Raw genomic sequence first — 16,070 nt, 5'->3', positions numbered from 1 at the left:
TCAGAAAATGAAGAAGATAATCAGTGCCAGATCAGCAACACGCAGGCCGCCGTCAGAATACCCATCGCGATATTAAACGTGTACCACGCGCGGCGGCTGCGTAACAGGCGGCCAATCACCGTGCCGAATCCAAGCCAGATAATCCCGGAAACCAGATTCACCATGAACATGCCGAGGCTGATAGCCGCGATCGAATGATTGTAGTACGCGCCTGCCAGACTGAAACTCGCCACTGCGCCTAACCCCATGAGCCAGGCTTTTGGATTCAGGAACTGCAACAACCAACCCTGATACAACCGGATCGGCTTCGGCGGCGGTGCGCCAGTTTCCAATTTTTCATACGCGGAGGTGGCAATCTTCCACGCCAGCCACAGCAGATACAAACTACCGGCGATTTTCAGGAACAAGTGTAACGCCGGATAAACCGTGATCAGTCCGCCGACGCCAAACGCCACCAGCAGCAAAATACTTTGCATGCCGAGCATAATGCCGACCATCAGCCAGAGTGAGCGGAAGAAACCGAAATTAGCGCCGGAGGTGGTTAACAACATATTATTCGGGCCCGGTGTGATGGCTGCGACCCATAAAAAACCGAGCATTGATAAAAATAAACTAAGTTCCATTTAATTGGGTGCTCCTCACCCGGTGACGTGCGATTCAGTTGTGCGATAGCATTGAAGCTAACAGCGTGATATTGATCGCACAAGAGACTCTAAAGAGAAATTTATTCATCTTATGTATGAATCCTTTCGCCCCCTGCGCGGGGCCAGTAATCCGCATATCCAGACGCTGTTACCCCGGCTGGTCCGGCGACATGCCAAACTCAAACCGCACTGGCAAAGGCTGGACACGCCCGACGGAGATTTTCTGGATTTAGCCTGGAGCGAAGATCCGCAACTGGCGCGCCATAAACCGCGCATGGTGCTGTTCCACGGGCTGGAAGGCAGCTTCTACAGCCCGTATGCGCATGGCTTATTGCAGGCGTGGAAGGACCGTGGCTGGCTGGGCGTGGTCATGCATTTTCGCGGATGCAGCGGCGAACCCAACAAACTCCAGCGGATTTATCATTCCGGCGAAACCGAAGACGCCCGATTTTTCATTCGCTGGCTCAATGAGACGCTTGGCGACGTGCCCACCGGCGCGGTAGGCGTTTCTCTCGGCGGTAATATGCTGGCCTGTTATCTCGGTCAGGAAGGCGAAAATTGTACGCTCAGCGCTGCCGTCGTGGTTTCGGCGCCGCTGATGCTTGAACCCTGTGCGTACCGCCTTGAGCAAGGCTCGTCGCGGATTTATCAGCGCTATCTGCTCGATCAGCTCAAACTGAACGCCTCGCGTAAACTGGCGAAATATCCGGGCACGCTGCCGGTGACGCTGGCGCAGTTGAAATCCATGCGTCGCCTGCGCGAATTTGACGACGCGATCACTTCCAAAGCCCACGGTTTTGCCGACGCGCTGGATTATTACCGCCGGTGCAGCGGCCTGCCGCTGCTGTCGCAGGTTCGGACGCCGCTGCTGATTATCCATGCGAAAGACGATCCGTTTATGACGGCGGACGTCATTCCGAAAGCAGAGGATTTACCCGACTGCGTTGAGTATCAGCTGACCGAACACGGCGGACATGTCGGGTTTGTTTCCGGCAGTTTGCGTAATCCGCAGATGTGGCTGGAGCAGCGCATCCCGGCGTGGATCGCCCCGTATTTAGAGCAAGAAGCCCCAACAAAGGAAGCAAAGTTGTGATTATTCCCTGGCAAGAACTGGACGCAGAAATCCTCACCAGCGTGGTGGAATCTTTTGTCCTGCGCGAAGGCACCGATTACGGCGAGCAGGAACGCTCCCTCGAACAGAAAGTGGACGACGTAAAACGTCAGCTAAAAAGCGGCGAAATTGTACTGGTATGGTCGGAACTTCACGAAACCCTGAACATCATGCCGCGCGGCCAGTTTCGCGCCGGACAGGAAGAAGTGCCGCAGGACTGGTAATGACATTTACAGTGCAAAAAAATCCCCGACCATTGGCCGGGGATGACTTTCAACATCTCAATCAAAACGCCTCTACAATTTCACCGGCTTGATGTTCCAAATCTCATCGGCGTACTCCTGAATGGTACGGTCTGACGAGAAATAGCCCATGTTGGCGATGTTATGCAGCGTGCAGCGCGTCCACTCTTCCGGCTTCGTATACAGTTCGTCGACTTTATCTTGCGTATCGACATAGCTGCGGTAATCCGCCAGTACCTGATAATGGTCGCCGAGGTTTACCAGCGTATCGAACACATTGCTGTAACGCTTGGGTTCGCCGGGGCTGAACACGCCGGTGGCGATTTGTGTCAGCACCTGATGCAGCTCAGCGTCCTGCTCATAGTAAATGTGGGAGTTGTAGCCTTTACGGCGCAATTCCTCGACCTGCTCGGTGGTATTGCCGAAGATAAAGATATTTTCCTCGCCAACGTGTTCAAGCATTTCGACGTTCGCGCCGTCCAGTGTGCCAATGGTCAGCGCACCGTTCAGGGCAAACTTCATGTTACTGGTGCCCGACGCCTCCGTCCCCGCCAGCGAGATCTGCTCGGAAAGATCGGCCGCTGGAATAATCACCTGCGCCAGACTGACGCTGTAGTTGGGGATGAAGACGACCTTCAGCTTGTTACCGATGCGCGGATCGCTGTTGACCACCGTCGCAACGTCGTTAATCAGGCGAATAATTTGCTTGGCTGCGTAATAGGCCGAGGCCGCTTTACCGGCGAAAATCACCGTGCGTGGTACCCAGTTCGCATCAGGCTCTTGCAGAATGCGGTTGTAGCGGGTAATGACGTGCAACACGTTCATCAGCTGGCGTTTGTATTCGTGAATGCGTTTGATCTGCACGTCGAACAGGCTTTTAGGATCCACCACGATATTCAGTTTCTGCCCAATATAAATCGCCAGGCGTTTTTTGTTATCCAGCTTGGCATTACGCAGAGACTGGATGAAGCTCGGATAATCCAGTTTCTGCTTCAGTTCGGATAGCTGGCTGAGATCGGAACGCCAGGTATGGCCGATGGCGTCATCAATCACCGCCGACAGCGGCTTGTTAGCCAGCGCCAGCCAGCGGCGCGGCGTCACGCCGTTGGTTTTATTGCAGAAGCGATCCGGATAAATACGCGCGAAATCGGCGAACAGCGACTGCACCATCAGATCAGAATGCAACGCGGAGACACCGTTGACTTTATGACTGGCGATCACCGCCAGCCAGGCCATTCGCACCTTACGGCCATTGCCTTCGTCGATAATCGACACCCGCGACAGCAGGCCGTCGTCGCCAGGGATCTGCACCGCCACTTCTTTCAGGAAGTGATCGTTGATCTGGAAAATAATCTCCAGATGACGCGGCAGGATCTTGCCTATCATGTCCACCGGCCAGGTTTCCAGCGCTTCAGTCATCAGCGTGTGGTTGGTGTAGGAGAACACACGTGTAACGGTTTCCCACGCGGCCAGCCATTCAAATTTATGCTCGTCGATCAGTAACCGCATCAGCTCAGGAATTGACAGCACCGGGTGCGTATCGTTGAGGTGAATAGCGATTTTGTCGGCCAGATTGTCGTACGTGTGGTGTGTGGTGTAGTGGCGGTTGAGAATATCCTGCACCGTCGCCGAGACCAGGAAATATTCCTGACGCAGACGCAGTTCGCGGCCCGAGTAAGTAGAATCGTCCGGGTACAGTACGCGCGACACGTTCTCGGAATGGTTTTTATCTTCCACCGCCGCGAAGTAATCGCCCTGGTTGAATTTACCCAGATTGATTTCGTTACTGGCCTGTGCGCCCCACAGCCGCAGCGTGTTGGTGGCGTCGGTGTCGTAACCAGGAATCACCTGATCGTAGGCGCAGGCGATGACTTCTTCAGTCTCCAGCCAGCGGGTTTTCACGCCCTCATGCTGGACGCGTCCGCCAAAACGTACTTTGTAACGGGTGTTGTACCGCTGAAACTCCCACGGATTGCCGTATTCCAGCCAGTAATCCGGCGATTCTTTCTGCTCACCGTTGACGATGTTCTGCGCGAACATGCCATATTCGTAGCGGATGCCGTAACCGCGCCCCGGCAGCGCCAGCGTCGCTAAAGAATCGAGGAAACATGCCGCCAGACGTCCAAGACCGCCGTTGCCTAAACCGGGGTCATTCTCTTCGCCGATCAGTTCTTCGAGATTGAAACCCATTTCATCGAGCGCGGTGTTCAGATCGTCGTAAATGCCCATCGCCAGCAGCGCATTGGAAAGGGTGCGTCCAATCAGAAACTCCATCGACAGGTAATAAACCTGCCGCACATCCTGAGAGGTTTGCGCGCGGTTGGAGCGCAGCCAGCGTTCGACCATGCGGTCGCGCACTGCAAATAACGTGGCATTCAGCCAGTCATGTTGTGTCGCGATGGACGGGTCTTTGCCGATAATAAACATCAGCTTATAGGCTATAGAATGCTTTAGCGCTTCGACACTGACTGTCGGTGAGTTGTAATTAAACGGTGAAGTCATAACGTTACATTCCCGATCAAATTAGCTGCGTTCAGGGTTCAGGACATAAGACGGTTATACAGCGTGAGATATTCCTGCGCCGCAACCTTCCAGCCAAAATCAATACCCATGGCATGTTGTTGTACATGTCGCCAGTGTTTAGGACGGCTCCACAGAACAAACGCCCGGCGGATCGCACTTGCCAGCGATTGTCCCGTGGGCTCTTCAAAAACAAAACCGCTGGCAGTTCCGTCAGCCAGATTTTCCAGCGCACAATCGACAACCGTATCAGCCAGCCCGCCGGTTCGGCGCACCAGCGGCAGGGTGCCGTATTTCAAACCGTACAACTGCGTCAGGCCGCAAGGCTCAAAGCGGCTCGGCACCATAATGACGTCTGCCCCGCCGATAATACGGTGGGAAAACGCTTCGTGATAACCCAGCTGCACGCCGACCTGCCCCGGATTATCTGCCGCAGCAGCCAGGAATGCCTGTTGCAGCACCGCATCGCCCGCGCCTAACAGCGCCAGCTGTCCGCCGCGCTCGAGCAAATCCGGCAACGCCTCAAGCACCAGATCCAGCCCTTTCTGGCTGGTCAGACGGCTGACAACCGCAAACACCAGCCGCGAATCGTCCACGTCCAGCCCCATCGCCCGTTGCAAATAAGCTTTGTTGATCGCTTTGGATCGCAAATCTTCAGCGTCGTAACGCGCAGAAAGCAGCACGTCATCACGCGGCTGCCAGATAGCGTCATCGACACCGTTGAGGATCCCGGTCAGCCGCCCTTCCCTCTCTCTCAGTTGCAACAAAGATTCCATGCCGTAACCGTATTCGGGGCGGGTAATCTCTTTGGCGTAGGTCGGGCTGACGGTAGTGACGTGATCGGAGTAATACAAACCGGCTTTCAGATAGGAAATCTGGCCGTAGAACTCCAGCCCGTGCATCTGGAAGAACTCGCGCGGGATGTACAACTCATCAATATGGTGCCCGCCAAACAATCCCTGAAACGCCAGGTTGTGCACGGTAAACACCGTTTTCACCGGCGCATGGCGCGCGCGGATATAGGCCGACGCCAGCCCCGCATGCCAGTCGTGGGAATGCACAATGTTCGGTTGCCAGTGGTGATCAAACCCCAGCGCCAGCTCGCATGCCATCCAGCTTAATAGTGCAAAGCGCAGATGATTATCGGCGTAGGCAAAAGATGACTGATCGTGATACGGGCTGCCGGGACGATCGTACAAGCCGGGGACATCAATCAGATAAATACCGACGCCGTCAAAGTAGCCCAGCGAAAGCGTGACATAACCGGCGAACGTGTCCAGCGTACCGATCACCTGCGTTTCTCCGAGGCCTTTTTTGACATCAGGGAAAGCCGGAATGAGTACGCGAACATCCGCGCCCTCGGCGATCTGTGCGGCGGGCAACGCCCCGGCGACGTCGGCCAGGCCACCCGTTTTCAACAGGGGGAACAGCTCGGAACAAACATGTAAAACCTGCATTCGCGCTCCTGATTATCCCGGTCATCCCGGCCTTCACCGGGATGACGAAAAATACTGCATAACTCAATCTGTTCTAAAAAGTCCGTTTAGGCTTTGGCCAACATCACAGCTTCGCCAGCATCGCGCGCGTTACCAGCACCACACCGCCTTCGGAACGGTAAAAGCGGCGGCTGTCTTCATCGGCGTTCTCACCAATCACCATGCCTTCGGGGATCTGACACGCACGGTCGATCACACATTTACGCAAACGGCAGGAACGCCCGACGTTCACATCCGGCAAAATAATCGTTGAATCAATATTGCAGAAAGAATTGATTCTCACACGGGGGAACAGCACTGAATGCACCACCACCGAGCCAGACACGATGCAACCTCCGGCCACCAGCGAGTTCATGGTCATGCCGTGGCTGCCCGAACGATCCTGCACAAATTTGGCCGGCGGCAGCGGTTCCATGTGCGTGCGGATCGGCCAGTTGCGGTCATACATGTCCAGTTCAGGCGTGACCGACGCCAGATCCAGATTGGCGCGCCAGTAAGCGTCCAGCGTGCCGACATCGCGCCAGTACGGCGGTAATTCTTCGTTCTGCGTCACGCACGAGAGGCTGAACGGATGCGCCCGCGCCACGCCCTGCGCCGTCAGTTTCGGGATCAGGTCCTTACCGAAATCGTGGCTGGAGCCTTCGTCCGCCATATCTTCTTCGAGGATCTGAAACAGATAGTCCGCATTAAAAATGTAGATGCCCATACTCGCCAGCGCCATGTCGGGATGACCCGGCATCGGCGGCGGATTTTGCGGTTTCTCGACAAAACTTTTGATGTGATAGTCATCACTGACGTCCATCACGCCAAACTCGCTGCCCTCAGCAATCGGCACCGCAAGGCAGGCGACGGTACATTCACCGCCCTTCTGCACGTGGTCGATCAGCATCCGCGAGTAATCCATTTTGTAGATATGATCACCGGCCAGGATCACCACGAATTCGGCGTCATAGCGGCGGATAATATCCAGATTCTGATACACCGCATCGGCAGTGCCTTTGTACCAGTGCTCGGTGCTGTGGCGCTGCTGCGCCGGAAGCAGATCCACAAACTCGTTCATTTCCTCATTGAGGAAAGACCAGCCGCGCTGAATGTGCTGCACCAGCGTGTGAGACTGATATTGCGTGATAACGCCGATGCGCCGGATGCCCGAGTTCAGGCAATTCGACAGGGCAAAATCAATGATGCGGAATTTCCCGCCAAAGTGAACGGCAGGTTTGGCCCGGGTTGCAGTTAAATCTTTCAATCGTGAACCACGTCCCCCGGCAAGGATCAACGCCACGGATTTCAGCGGCAATTGTCGCGCCAGCATGACCGGATCCCGGTTATCTAATGTCGCCATATCTGACTCCTTCATTTTTATAGTTACCGGCTCTGTGGAGTGACATCTTGTAGGACACAGAGGGTTTTCGCTGCTGCCCGCCATTGCGAGCCTTCCATGACGCGTCGGGGTTCCTCGTCAAAAAGCACGCTGTTGAAGGGCGCAACCGGCTGCCAGTTTCCCGGTGGCAGTTGCAAGTCAACATCGTGCAGAGAAGCATTCACGATAAGCAGCCAGCGCTGTGACAGGCGAATTTGCAGCCATTGCTGCGGCCCATGCTCCCAGTCGCCAATGCTCATCGATTGCCCCTCTTGGTTGAGCCATTGCACGTCGCCGCTGTCGTCCTGCCACCAGCGGTTTTGCGTTAACGCAGGAATTTTCCGGCGCAGCGCAATCAGCGCACAAACGTAGGCCGTCAGGCTTTCATCCGCATTTTCCCAGTTGAGCCAGGTGAGCGGATTGTCCTGACAGTAAGCGTTGTTGTTACCCAGCTGGCTGTTGCCGTGCTCGTCACCGGCCAGCAACATCGGCGTGCCCTGTGACAAAAACAGCGTCGCCAGCAGCGCACGCTGGCTGAGCCGGCGCTGCTGCAAAACATCTGCAGAAGCTTCCAGCCCTTCCTCGCCGTGGTTTTGGCTGAAGTTCTCGTTATGGCCATCACGATTTTCTTCGCCGTTGGCCTGGTTATGTTTATCGTTAAAACTCACGACATCACGCAATGTGAAGCCGTCGTGCGCGGTGAGCATGTTGATGCTGGCGTAAGGCGCGCGCTGTGTTGGGTCGAACTTATCCGCTGACGCCGCAACGCGACCGGCAAACTTTCCGATCGAGATATCGCCGTGCAACCAGAACTGACGCATCTCATCGCGCCATACGTCATTCCATTCGGCAAACGGGGCCGGAAAATTCCCCAGCTGATAACCGCCTGTGCCGATATCCCAGGGTTCTGCAATAAGCTTCACCTGCGAGAGCACCGGGTCCTGCTTAATGGCCTCGAACAGCGGCGACTGGGCGGTGAACTCCGGCGTTCTGCCGAGCAACGTCGCCAAATCGAACCGAAAGCCGTCTACGTGACATTCGCGCACCCAGTAGCGCAGGCAGTCAAGCGTCCAGGCGATCACTTCTTCGTCCACCAGCCGCAGTGAATTGCCGCAGCCGGTCATGTTGTTGTCGGAACCGTCTTCGTTCAGCCAGTACCAGCTGGCGTTGTCGATACCGCGAAACGAGATAAAGGGCCCGTCGATAGCCAGTTCAGCGCTGTGGTTAAACACAACGTCGAGGATCACTTCGATCCCCGCCTGATGCAGCGCTTTCACCGCCGATTTAAATTCGCTCAGCGCCGAAACACCGCCCAGACCGCTGGCATAGCGCGGGTCGACGGCGCAGGGAGCCAGCACGTTATAGCCCCAGTAATTCGTCAGGCCAAGGCGTTGCAGGCGCGGTTCGTCTGCGTGATGTTGCACCGGTAAAAGCTCGATGGCGGTTACGCCCAGATGCTGTAAATACTCGAGCATGACCGGATGCGCCAGTCCGGCGTAAGTGCCGCGCAATGCCGCCGGAATATGCGGATGCTGACGGGTCAGGCCGCGCACGTGCGCTTCGTAAATCACGGTATTGCCCCACGGCGTGGCGGGTGGTTTGTCTTCTTCCCAGTCAAATTTACCGGCAACGACCACTGATTTCGGCGCGACTACCGCGCTGTCGCGGTCATCCGGCGCATCGACGCCGCCGGTGAAGCGCGCGTTGTCGAGCAGTACACCGTCAATCGCCCGCGCGCTGGGGTCGATCAGCACTTTTTTCGGGTTAAAGCGGTGGCCTTTTTTCGGATCGAACGGCCCGTAAACCCGGTACCCGTAACGCTGTCCGGCTTTGGCACCGGGTAAAAAACCGTGCCAGAGATTGCCCGTGCGTGCGTTAAGCGGCAGATGCTGCTCGCTCCCGGTCTCATCAAACAGACATAACTCCACTTTTTCCGCATGTGCGGAATACAGGCAAAAATTAACGCCGTTATCTCTGAGATGCGCACCAAAGGGCGCGGGCTGACCGGGCTCAAGCTGCTTCATTACGGCTCCCTTCGCAAATAGACCGTCGCCAGTGGCGGAATGGTCACGCTTATCGAATGTTCACGCTGATGCTGGCTGATATTTTCACTGTGGACTGCGCCGGCGTTGCCGACGTTGCTGCCGTGGTAGAAATGCGAATCGGTGTTAAGAATTTCGCGATACACCCCCGGTCGGCTGATGCCAATGCGGTAGTCGGAGCGCGGAACCGGCGTGAAATTACTGATGACAATCACCTCACCGGCGTTTTCATCGCGGCGGGCAAAGGCAAAAATCGAGTTGGCGTGATCGTCGACCACCAACCATTCAAAACCGCGCGGATTGAAATCCAGCTCATACAACGGCGCGTTGTCGCGATACGTATGGTTGAGATCGCGCACCAAATGCTGAACACCGGCGTGCCAGCCATTCGGATCGTCAAGCAGATGCCAGTCAAGGCTGGCGTTGAAATTCCACTCGCGCCCCTGCGCAAACTCGCAGCCCATAAACAGAAGTTTTTTACCCGGATGCGCCCACATAAAGCCATAATAAGCACGCAGGTTGGCGAACTTCTGCCAGGCATCGCCGGGCATTTTGTCGATCAGGGATTTTTTACCGTGCACCACTTCATCGTGCGACAGCGGCAGAATGAAGTTTTCGCTGTAGGCGTAAAGTACGCCGAACGTCATGAGATTGTGATGGTATTTGCGGTGAACAGGATCAAGCTGCATGTATTTCAGCGAGTCGTTCATCCAGCCCATATTCCACTTGTAGTGAAAGCCCAGCCCGTTGGCATCCGGCGGCATGGTGACGCCCGGATAATCGGTGGATTCCTCGGCCAGCGTCACAGCGCCACCGAGCTCGCGACCGATGGTCTGGTTGGTGTATTTCAGGAAGGCGATGGCTTCGAGATTTTCGCGGCCGCCGTAATAATTAGGGATCCACTCACCGGCTTTGCGGCTGTAATCGCGGTAAATCATTGAGGCGACGGCATCGACGCGCAGGCCATCAATGCCGAAACGCTCGATCCAGTAAAAACCATTCCCCGCCAGATAGTTGCGTACTTCGTGACGGCCATAGTTATAAATCAGCGTGTTCCAGTCCTGATGGTAACCCTCGCGCGGATCGGCATATTCGTACAGCGCGGTGCCGTCGAATTCGGCCAGACCGTGGGAATCACTGGGGAAATGCCCAGGCACCCAGTCGAGGATCACGTTCAGACCGGCGTTATGCGCGGCATCCACCAGCGCTTTAAAATCTTGCGGCGTGCCGAAGCGGCGGGTCGGCGCATACATCCCGAGCGGCTGATAGCCCCAGCTGCCATCGAACGGGTGCTCATTCACTGGCATCAGTTCGATGTGGGTAAAGCCCATCCACCTGGCGTAGGACACCAGCTGTTCCGCCAGCTCACCGTAGCTCAGCCAGAAGTTGTCGTCGGTATGACGACGCCAGGATCCCAGATGCACTTCGTATACTGACACTGGCTGGTTCAGCGCATTGGCCTCCTTGCGCGTTTGTGAAAACGGCACGATGTCCGGCAGTTTTCGAACGCAGGAGGCGGTTTCCGGGCGCATCTGCGCTTCAAACGCGTAGGGGTCAGCGCGCAGGCTGACATTGCCGTGACAGTCGATAATTTCGAATTTATACAGCTGACCTTCGCTCACCGCCGGGATGAACAATTCCCAGATGCCGTTTTCGCGACGCTGACGCATCGGGTGGCGGCGGCCATCCCAGAAGTTGAATTCACCGACCACCGAAATGCGTTGGGCGTTCGGTGCCCAGACCGCAAAGCTGACGCCCGCGACGTTATCGAGCGTTTGCAGATGCGCGCCCAGTTTTTCGTAAGGCCGTAGGTGCGTACCTTCGGACAGGAGCCAGATATCCAGCTCCTGCAACAGCGTGCCGAAACGGTAGGCATCGTCAATCACATGGACGTTTTCGCCCCAGTGCACTTCCAGCTGATAGCGAAAGAAATTCTTACGGCGCGGTATCAGGCCGACAAAAAAACCGCGATCGTCAATGCGACGCAGTTCGACAACTTTTTTACCTTTCTCTGCATCAATCACCCAGACCTGATCGGCATCCGGCAGCAGTGCGCGCACTTCCAGCCCGGCGGCGACGGCGTGCATCCCCAGCAGAGAAAAAGGATCAGCGTAGTGACCCGATATAATTTGATTAATGACGTGCTGATCGGGAAGTACAGACATGAATTTCGTCCTATGATTAATTAAATCAATAAATCCAATAAAATCATTCAGGTACTCAATGCGAAACGTGATCCCAGTGTGCTCCCCTTTTTATCGTTGCTTTGTGATCTCGTCCGGTTTCAGTTTTGCCAAAAGGTGCGCGATTGCGCCTGTGCTCACACTTTCTAAATAAGTGTCTGTTTCAGCTTCTCAAAGAGGCTTAGCTCTTCTACTAAGCATAGACAAAGGTTGAAGAATTCAGCGGGAAGAAACCGAGGAATTTATCTCAAAATGAAATACAGAGAGATGCGCTGGCAAAATGCGGATAAACGGTGAAGTGATTGATGACTGAAACAAAAACGGGACACCGTGCTGGTGTCCCGTTGAGTTGAAAACGGCGCCGCTGGCCGTAAACGGGCGGCTTACAAAAGAATGCGTAACATACGGCGTAAAGGCTCTGCCGCGCCCCACAGCAGCTGGTCACCGACGGTGAACGCAGACAGATATTGTGGGCCCATATTTAGCTTACGCAGACGGCCGACCGGCGTGTTCATCGTGCCTGTCACCGCGGCCGGAGTCAGTTCGCGCATCGACAGTTCACGGTCGTTCGGGATCACGCGAACCCAGTCGTTGTGCGTCGCCAGCATTTGCTCTATTTCAGGGATCGACACGTCTTTTTTCAGTTTCAGGGTGAACGCCTGGCTATGGCAGCGCAGTGCGCCGATACGGACACACAGACCGTCTACCGGAATGATGCTCGAGGTACCGAGAATTTTGTTGGTTTCCGCCTGACCTTTCCACTCTTCTTTGGTCTGGCCGTTATCGAGCTGCTTGTCGATCCACGGGATCAGACCACCGGCCAGCGGAACGCCGAAGTTATCGGTCGGCAACGTGCCACTGCGGGTCAGCGCGGTGACTTTACGTTCGATATCCAGGATGGCAGATGCCGGGTTTTCCAGCTCCTTCGCCACGCTGTTGTGCAGCATACCCATTTGGGTCAGCAGCTCGCGCATGTGACGCGCGCCGCCGCCGGAAGCCGCCTGATAGGTCGCAACCGACGCCCACTCAATCAGGTCGTTAGCGAACAGGCCGCCAAGGGACATCAGCATCAGGCTGACGGTACAGTTACCGCCAACAAAGGTTTTAATGCCTTTATCGATGCCCTGATGGATCACTGCGCTGTTAACCGGGTCGAGGATGATTATCGCGTCATCCTTCATTCTCAGAGAGGATGCTGCGTCGATCCAGTAGCCTGACCAACCGATTTCACGCAGCTTCGGATAGATTTCATTGGTATAATCGCCGCCCTGACAGGTGATGATAATGTCCAGCGCACTCAGTGCGTCCAGATCATAAGCATCCTGCAAGGTGCCAGTCTGACCCGTAAAGTCCGGAGCGGCCTGACCGTGCTGAGAGGTGGAGAAGAATACCGGACGGATAGCGTCGAAATCGCGTTCTTCAATCATGCGTTGCATGAGTACAGAACCGACCATCCCGCGCCAACCAACGAAACCTACATTTTTCATAATGACTGTCCTGCCCTGAGGGTGATAGCTGTGTAAAACTGCTTGAACACGCGTTTGCACTAAGTTGGCGCTTTTTTGTGATGCGCCATGCTCTGTTTCCGCGCTGGTCTACCACCTTACAAAATGTACTAGAAGTGGCAAGTGAATTTAATCAATAGTGCAGCGTTTAATAGCAGCACAACTTATAACAGGCGTTTTATCATTCTGAGGTAGTCATGACCGAAATGATTTCAGCAACCATCTTGCTGTTTTTAATTATGGATCCGCTGGGCAATTTACCGATTTTCATGTCAGTGTTAAAACATCTCGACCCGAAACGCCGTCGCGTGGTGCTGATCCGCGAAATGCTGATTGCCCTGCTGCTGATGCTGATTTTCCTGTTCGCCGGGGAAAAAATCCTGTCGTTCCTGAATCTGCGCACTGAAACCGTCTCGATTTCCGGCGGCATCATTCTGTTTCTGATCGCCATCAAAATGATTTTCCCGTCCGAAGAGAAGAGCAGTACCGGTCTATCCGCGGGGGAAGAACCTTTCCTCGTGCCGATGGCCATCCCGCTGGTCGCCGGTCCGTCGATTCTCGCCACGCTGATGCTGCTCTCGCACCAATATCCGAACCAGATGAGCCACCTGACGCTGGCATTGTTTATCGCCTGGGGCCTGTCGATGGCAATCTTGCTGCTGTCGAACCTGTTCCTGCGCCTGCTCGGCGACAAGGGCGTCAGCGCTCTCGAACGCCTGATGGGCCTGATTCTGGTTATGCTTTCGACCCAGATGTTCCTCGATGGGATCAGGGCGTATTTGAAGATTTAGCCGATGTCAGAAACGAAAAAGGCGAGCCGGTTGGCTCGCCTTTTTTATTACTGTCGTTTTCCTGTCACACCACCATCGACAGCAACAAACATCCGCCGAGGCCGCACAGGGAAATAATGGTTTCCAGGACGGACCAGGATTTAAAGGTTTCGACGATGCTCAGGTTGAAATATTCCTTGAACAGCCAGAAGCCCGGATCGTTCACGTGTGAGAAAATCACGCTGCCGGAACCGACGGCGATCACCATCAGCTCAGGGCTGACGCCGGTAGTGGCGATAAGTGGCGCAGCAATACCGCCTGCCGTAATCGCTGCTACCGTGGCAGAACCCAGCGCAATACGCAGCACCGCAGCGATCGACCACGCCAGCAGGATTGGCGACAACGTACTGCCGTCCATCATTGCGGCGATATATTTCTCGATACCGCTGTCGACCAGCACCTGTTTGAACGCACCGCCACCGCCAATGATCAACAGCATCATGGCAATAATTTTGATGGAATCACTGACCGTCGCCATCACGTCTTCCATCTTACGGCCACGGTTCAGGCCGAAGGTGAAGATAGCGATGAGCACTGCAATCAGCGTTGCCATCACCGGGTCGCCGAAGAATTCAGCGTACGCCAGCACGGGATGGCCCTTCGGCAGGATCATTTCGCAGACGGCGCGGAACGCCATCAGAATGACCGGCACCAGAGACGTCGCAACGCTGACGCCAAAACTTGGCATCTCTTGTTCCGTAAAGGTTTTTGGATTGAACAGACCTTCTGGCACCGGTTTATCGATCCCTTTCAGGAAGCGCGCATACACCGGCCCGGCCAGAATCACCGTTGGTACCGCCAGCAGTGAACCGTATAACAGCGTTTTGCCCATATCGGCGTGGAAGATAGTGGCAATTGCCGTCGGCCCCGGATGCGGAGGCAGGAAACCGTGGGTGACGGATAACGCCGCCGCCATCGGCACGCCGACATACAGCAGCGGCAGACGCGCAGCTGCGGCGACGGTAAACACCAGCGGCAACATAAGAACGAAGCCCACTTCATAGAACAGCGCAAAACCGACGATAAAACCGGTCAGCACGATCGCCCACTGAATGTGTTCACGACCAAATTTCTCGATAAGCGTGGTGGCAATCCGTTGTGCACCCCCGCAGTCGGCCAGCATTTTACCGAGCATGGCACCAAAGCCCATGATCAGCGCCAGACTGCCCAGCGTACCGCCGACCCCATTTTTAATGGAGGTAATGACTTTATCGACCGGCATGCCTTGCATGATGCCCACCGCCAGCGCGACCAGAATCAGTGCGATGAAGCCGTTGAGCTTGAACCGAATCATCAGTAATAAGAGCAGTGCGACGCCCACCGCTACAATAATTAGTGGCATATTCTTCCCCTCATGCTGTCGCTCTGGTGCAGTAATCCAATGAGCGACGCATTGTTTTTAATTTTCAACATGTTGTAGGAATTAACAGTGCAACGGGTACAGACCGCGACCGCTAAAACAGCAGTGCATTCCTTTGTGATATTAGTCACATCTCCATTTGTTACCGGTATCATGATACCGGTAACATGCTAATATTAGGACTCACTACGCAGTCAAAATTTTCATTTTGGGATAGAGATCATACTTATGGCAGGACAAAGCATCATTCTGATGGGCGTGTCAGGCAGCGGTAAATCCACCGTCGGCGCGGCACTGGCCCGAGAAATCAACGCGAAATTCATCGACGGTGATGATCTTCATCCCCGCGCCAATATTCAAAAGATGGCCAGCGGCACACCACTGAACGACGACGATCGTGCACCCTGGTTGTTACGCTTAAACGATGCGGCCTACAGCCTGCGCCATAAAAACGAAACCGGCGTCATTGTCTGTTCTGCCCTGAAACGCCGCTATCGCGATGCGCTGCGTAAAGACAATGAAGGCATGGTATTCATCTACATGAAAGGCAGTTTTGACGTGATCGCCGATCGCCTGAAAGCGCGCGCCGGGCACTTCATGCCGACCGAACTACTGAGAAGCCAGTTCGATGCGCTCGAAGAGCCAGGCGAAGACGAACCAGATGTCCTGCGCGTCAATATCGATCATAAGTTCGACGGCGTGGTCGATCGCTGCGTGGCCGCGCTGAAGACGGTGAAGAAGTAGTTTTTTGCCTCCCACAACGGTCTTTATGAAAAT

The 16,070-nt window shown here is 55.2% G+C and carries 12 protein-coding genes; 4 read left to right on the top strand and 8 right to left on the bottom strand.

Annotated elements, in window-relative coordinates:
• Window positions 1–20: 20 nt before the first annotated feature.
• A complete protein-coding gene (locus TU92_RS12775; protein WP_112167600.1) occupies window positions 21–623 on the bottom strand; it encodes a LysE family translocator in 603 nt (200 codons plus the stop codon).
• A 112-nt stretch (window positions 624–735) separates the two neighbouring features.
• Between TU92_RS12775 and TU92_RS12770 the strand changes: the two genes are divergently transcribed.
• Both TU92_RS12770 and TU92_RS12765 read left to right on the top strand, forming a co-directional pair.
• Entirely contained in the window at window positions 736–1,737 is a 1,002-nt protein-coding gene (locus TU92_RS12770) for a hydrolase (protein WP_112167599.1), read from the top strand.
• Entirely contained in the window at window positions 1,734–1,979 is a 246-nt protein-coding gene (locus TU92_RS12765; RefSeq protein ID WP_112167598.1) for a YheU family protein, read from the top strand. Before TU92_RS12770 ends, TU92_RS12765 begins: the two co-directional genes overlap by 4 nt.
• 72 nt (window positions 1,980–2,051) lie before the next feature.
• Here the strand turns inward: TU92_RS12765 and glgP are convergent, their stop codons facing one another.
• The 6 genes from glgP to asd all read right to left on the bottom strand — a co-directional run bounded on the left by glgP (window position 2,052) and on the right by asd (window position 13,085).
• A complete protein-coding gene (gene glgP / locus TU92_RS12760) occupies window positions 2,052–4,499 on the bottom strand; it encodes a glycogen phosphorylase (protein ID WP_112167597.1) in 2,448 nt (815 codons plus the stop codon).
• Between the two features lie 38 nt (window positions 4,500–4,537).
• Window positions 4,538–5,974, bottom strand: a complete 1,437-nt coding sequence (gene glgA, locus TU92_RS12755; RefSeq protein ID WP_112167596.1) for a glycogen synthase GlgA — start codon at window positions 5,972–5,974, stop codon at window positions 4,538–4,540.
• Between the two features lie 103 nt (window positions 5,975–6,077).
• Window positions 6,078–7,355, bottom strand: coding sequence for a glucose-1-phosphate adenylyltransferase (gene glgC / locus TU92_RS12750; RefSeq protein ID WP_112167595.1), 1,278 nt, complete (start codon window positions 7,353–7,355; stop codon window positions 6,078–6,080).
• Between the two features lie 23 nt (window positions 7,356–7,378).
• Complete coding sequence (gene glgX / locus TU92_RS12745) at window positions 7,379–9,397, bottom strand: glycogen debranching protein GlgX (protein ID WP_112167594.1); 2,019 nt, start codon at window positions 9,395–9,397, stop codon at window positions 7,379–7,381.
• Window positions 9,397–11,580, bottom strand: coding sequence for a 1,4-alpha-glucan branching enzyme (gene glgB / locus TU92_RS12740; protein WP_112167593.1), 2,184 nt, complete (start codon window positions 11,578–11,580; stop codon window positions 9,397–9,399). Before glgB ends, glgX begins: the two co-directional genes overlap by 1 nt.
• 401 nt (window positions 11,581–11,981) lie before the next feature.
• Window positions 11,982–13,085, bottom strand: coding sequence for an aspartate-semialdehyde dehydrogenase (gene asd, locus TU92_RS12735; RefSeq protein ID WP_112167592.1), 1,104 nt, complete (start codon window positions 13,083–13,085; stop codon window positions 11,982–11,984).
• 215 nt (window positions 13,086–13,300) lie between these two features.
• On the opposite strand from asd, the gene TU92_RS12730 reads away from it, so the two are divergent.
• Window positions 13,301–13,894: a YhgN family NAAT transporter gene (locus TU92_RS12730; RefSeq protein WP_056775258.1), complete on the top strand. Its 594-nt coding sequence runs from the start codon at window positions 13,301–13,303 to the stop codon at window positions 13,892–13,894.
• 64 nt (window positions 13,895–13,958) lie between these two features.
• Here the strand turns inward: TU92_RS12730 and gntT are convergent, their stop codons facing one another.
• Window positions 13,959–15,275 carry a gluconate transporter gene (gntT, locus tag TU92_RS12725; protein WP_112167591.1) on the bottom strand — a complete coding sequence of 439 codons (1,317 nt, stop codon included), beginning with the start codon at window positions 15,273–15,275 and terminating at the stop codon, window positions 13,959–13,961.
• A gap of 246 nt (window positions 15,276–15,521) precedes the next feature.
• Between gntT and TU92_RS12720 the strand changes: the two genes are divergently transcribed.
• Window positions 15,522–16,037 carry a gluconokinase gene (locus tag TU92_RS12720; RefSeq protein ID WP_112167590.1) on the top strand — a complete coding sequence of 172 codons (516 nt, stop codon included), beginning with the start codon at window positions 15,522–15,524 and terminating at the stop codon, window positions 16,035–16,037.
• Window positions 16,038–16,070 lie beyond the last annotated feature (33 nt).

This window comes from Rahnella inusitata (assembly GCF_003263515.1).
GTDB classification, from domain to species: Bacteria; Pseudomonadota; Gammaproteobacteria; order Enterobacterales; family Enterobacteriaceae; genus Rahnella; species Rahnella inusitata.
The sequence above is the reverse complement of the archived record's forward strand: the minus strand, read 5'-3'. Positions and strand labels throughout refer to the sequence as shown.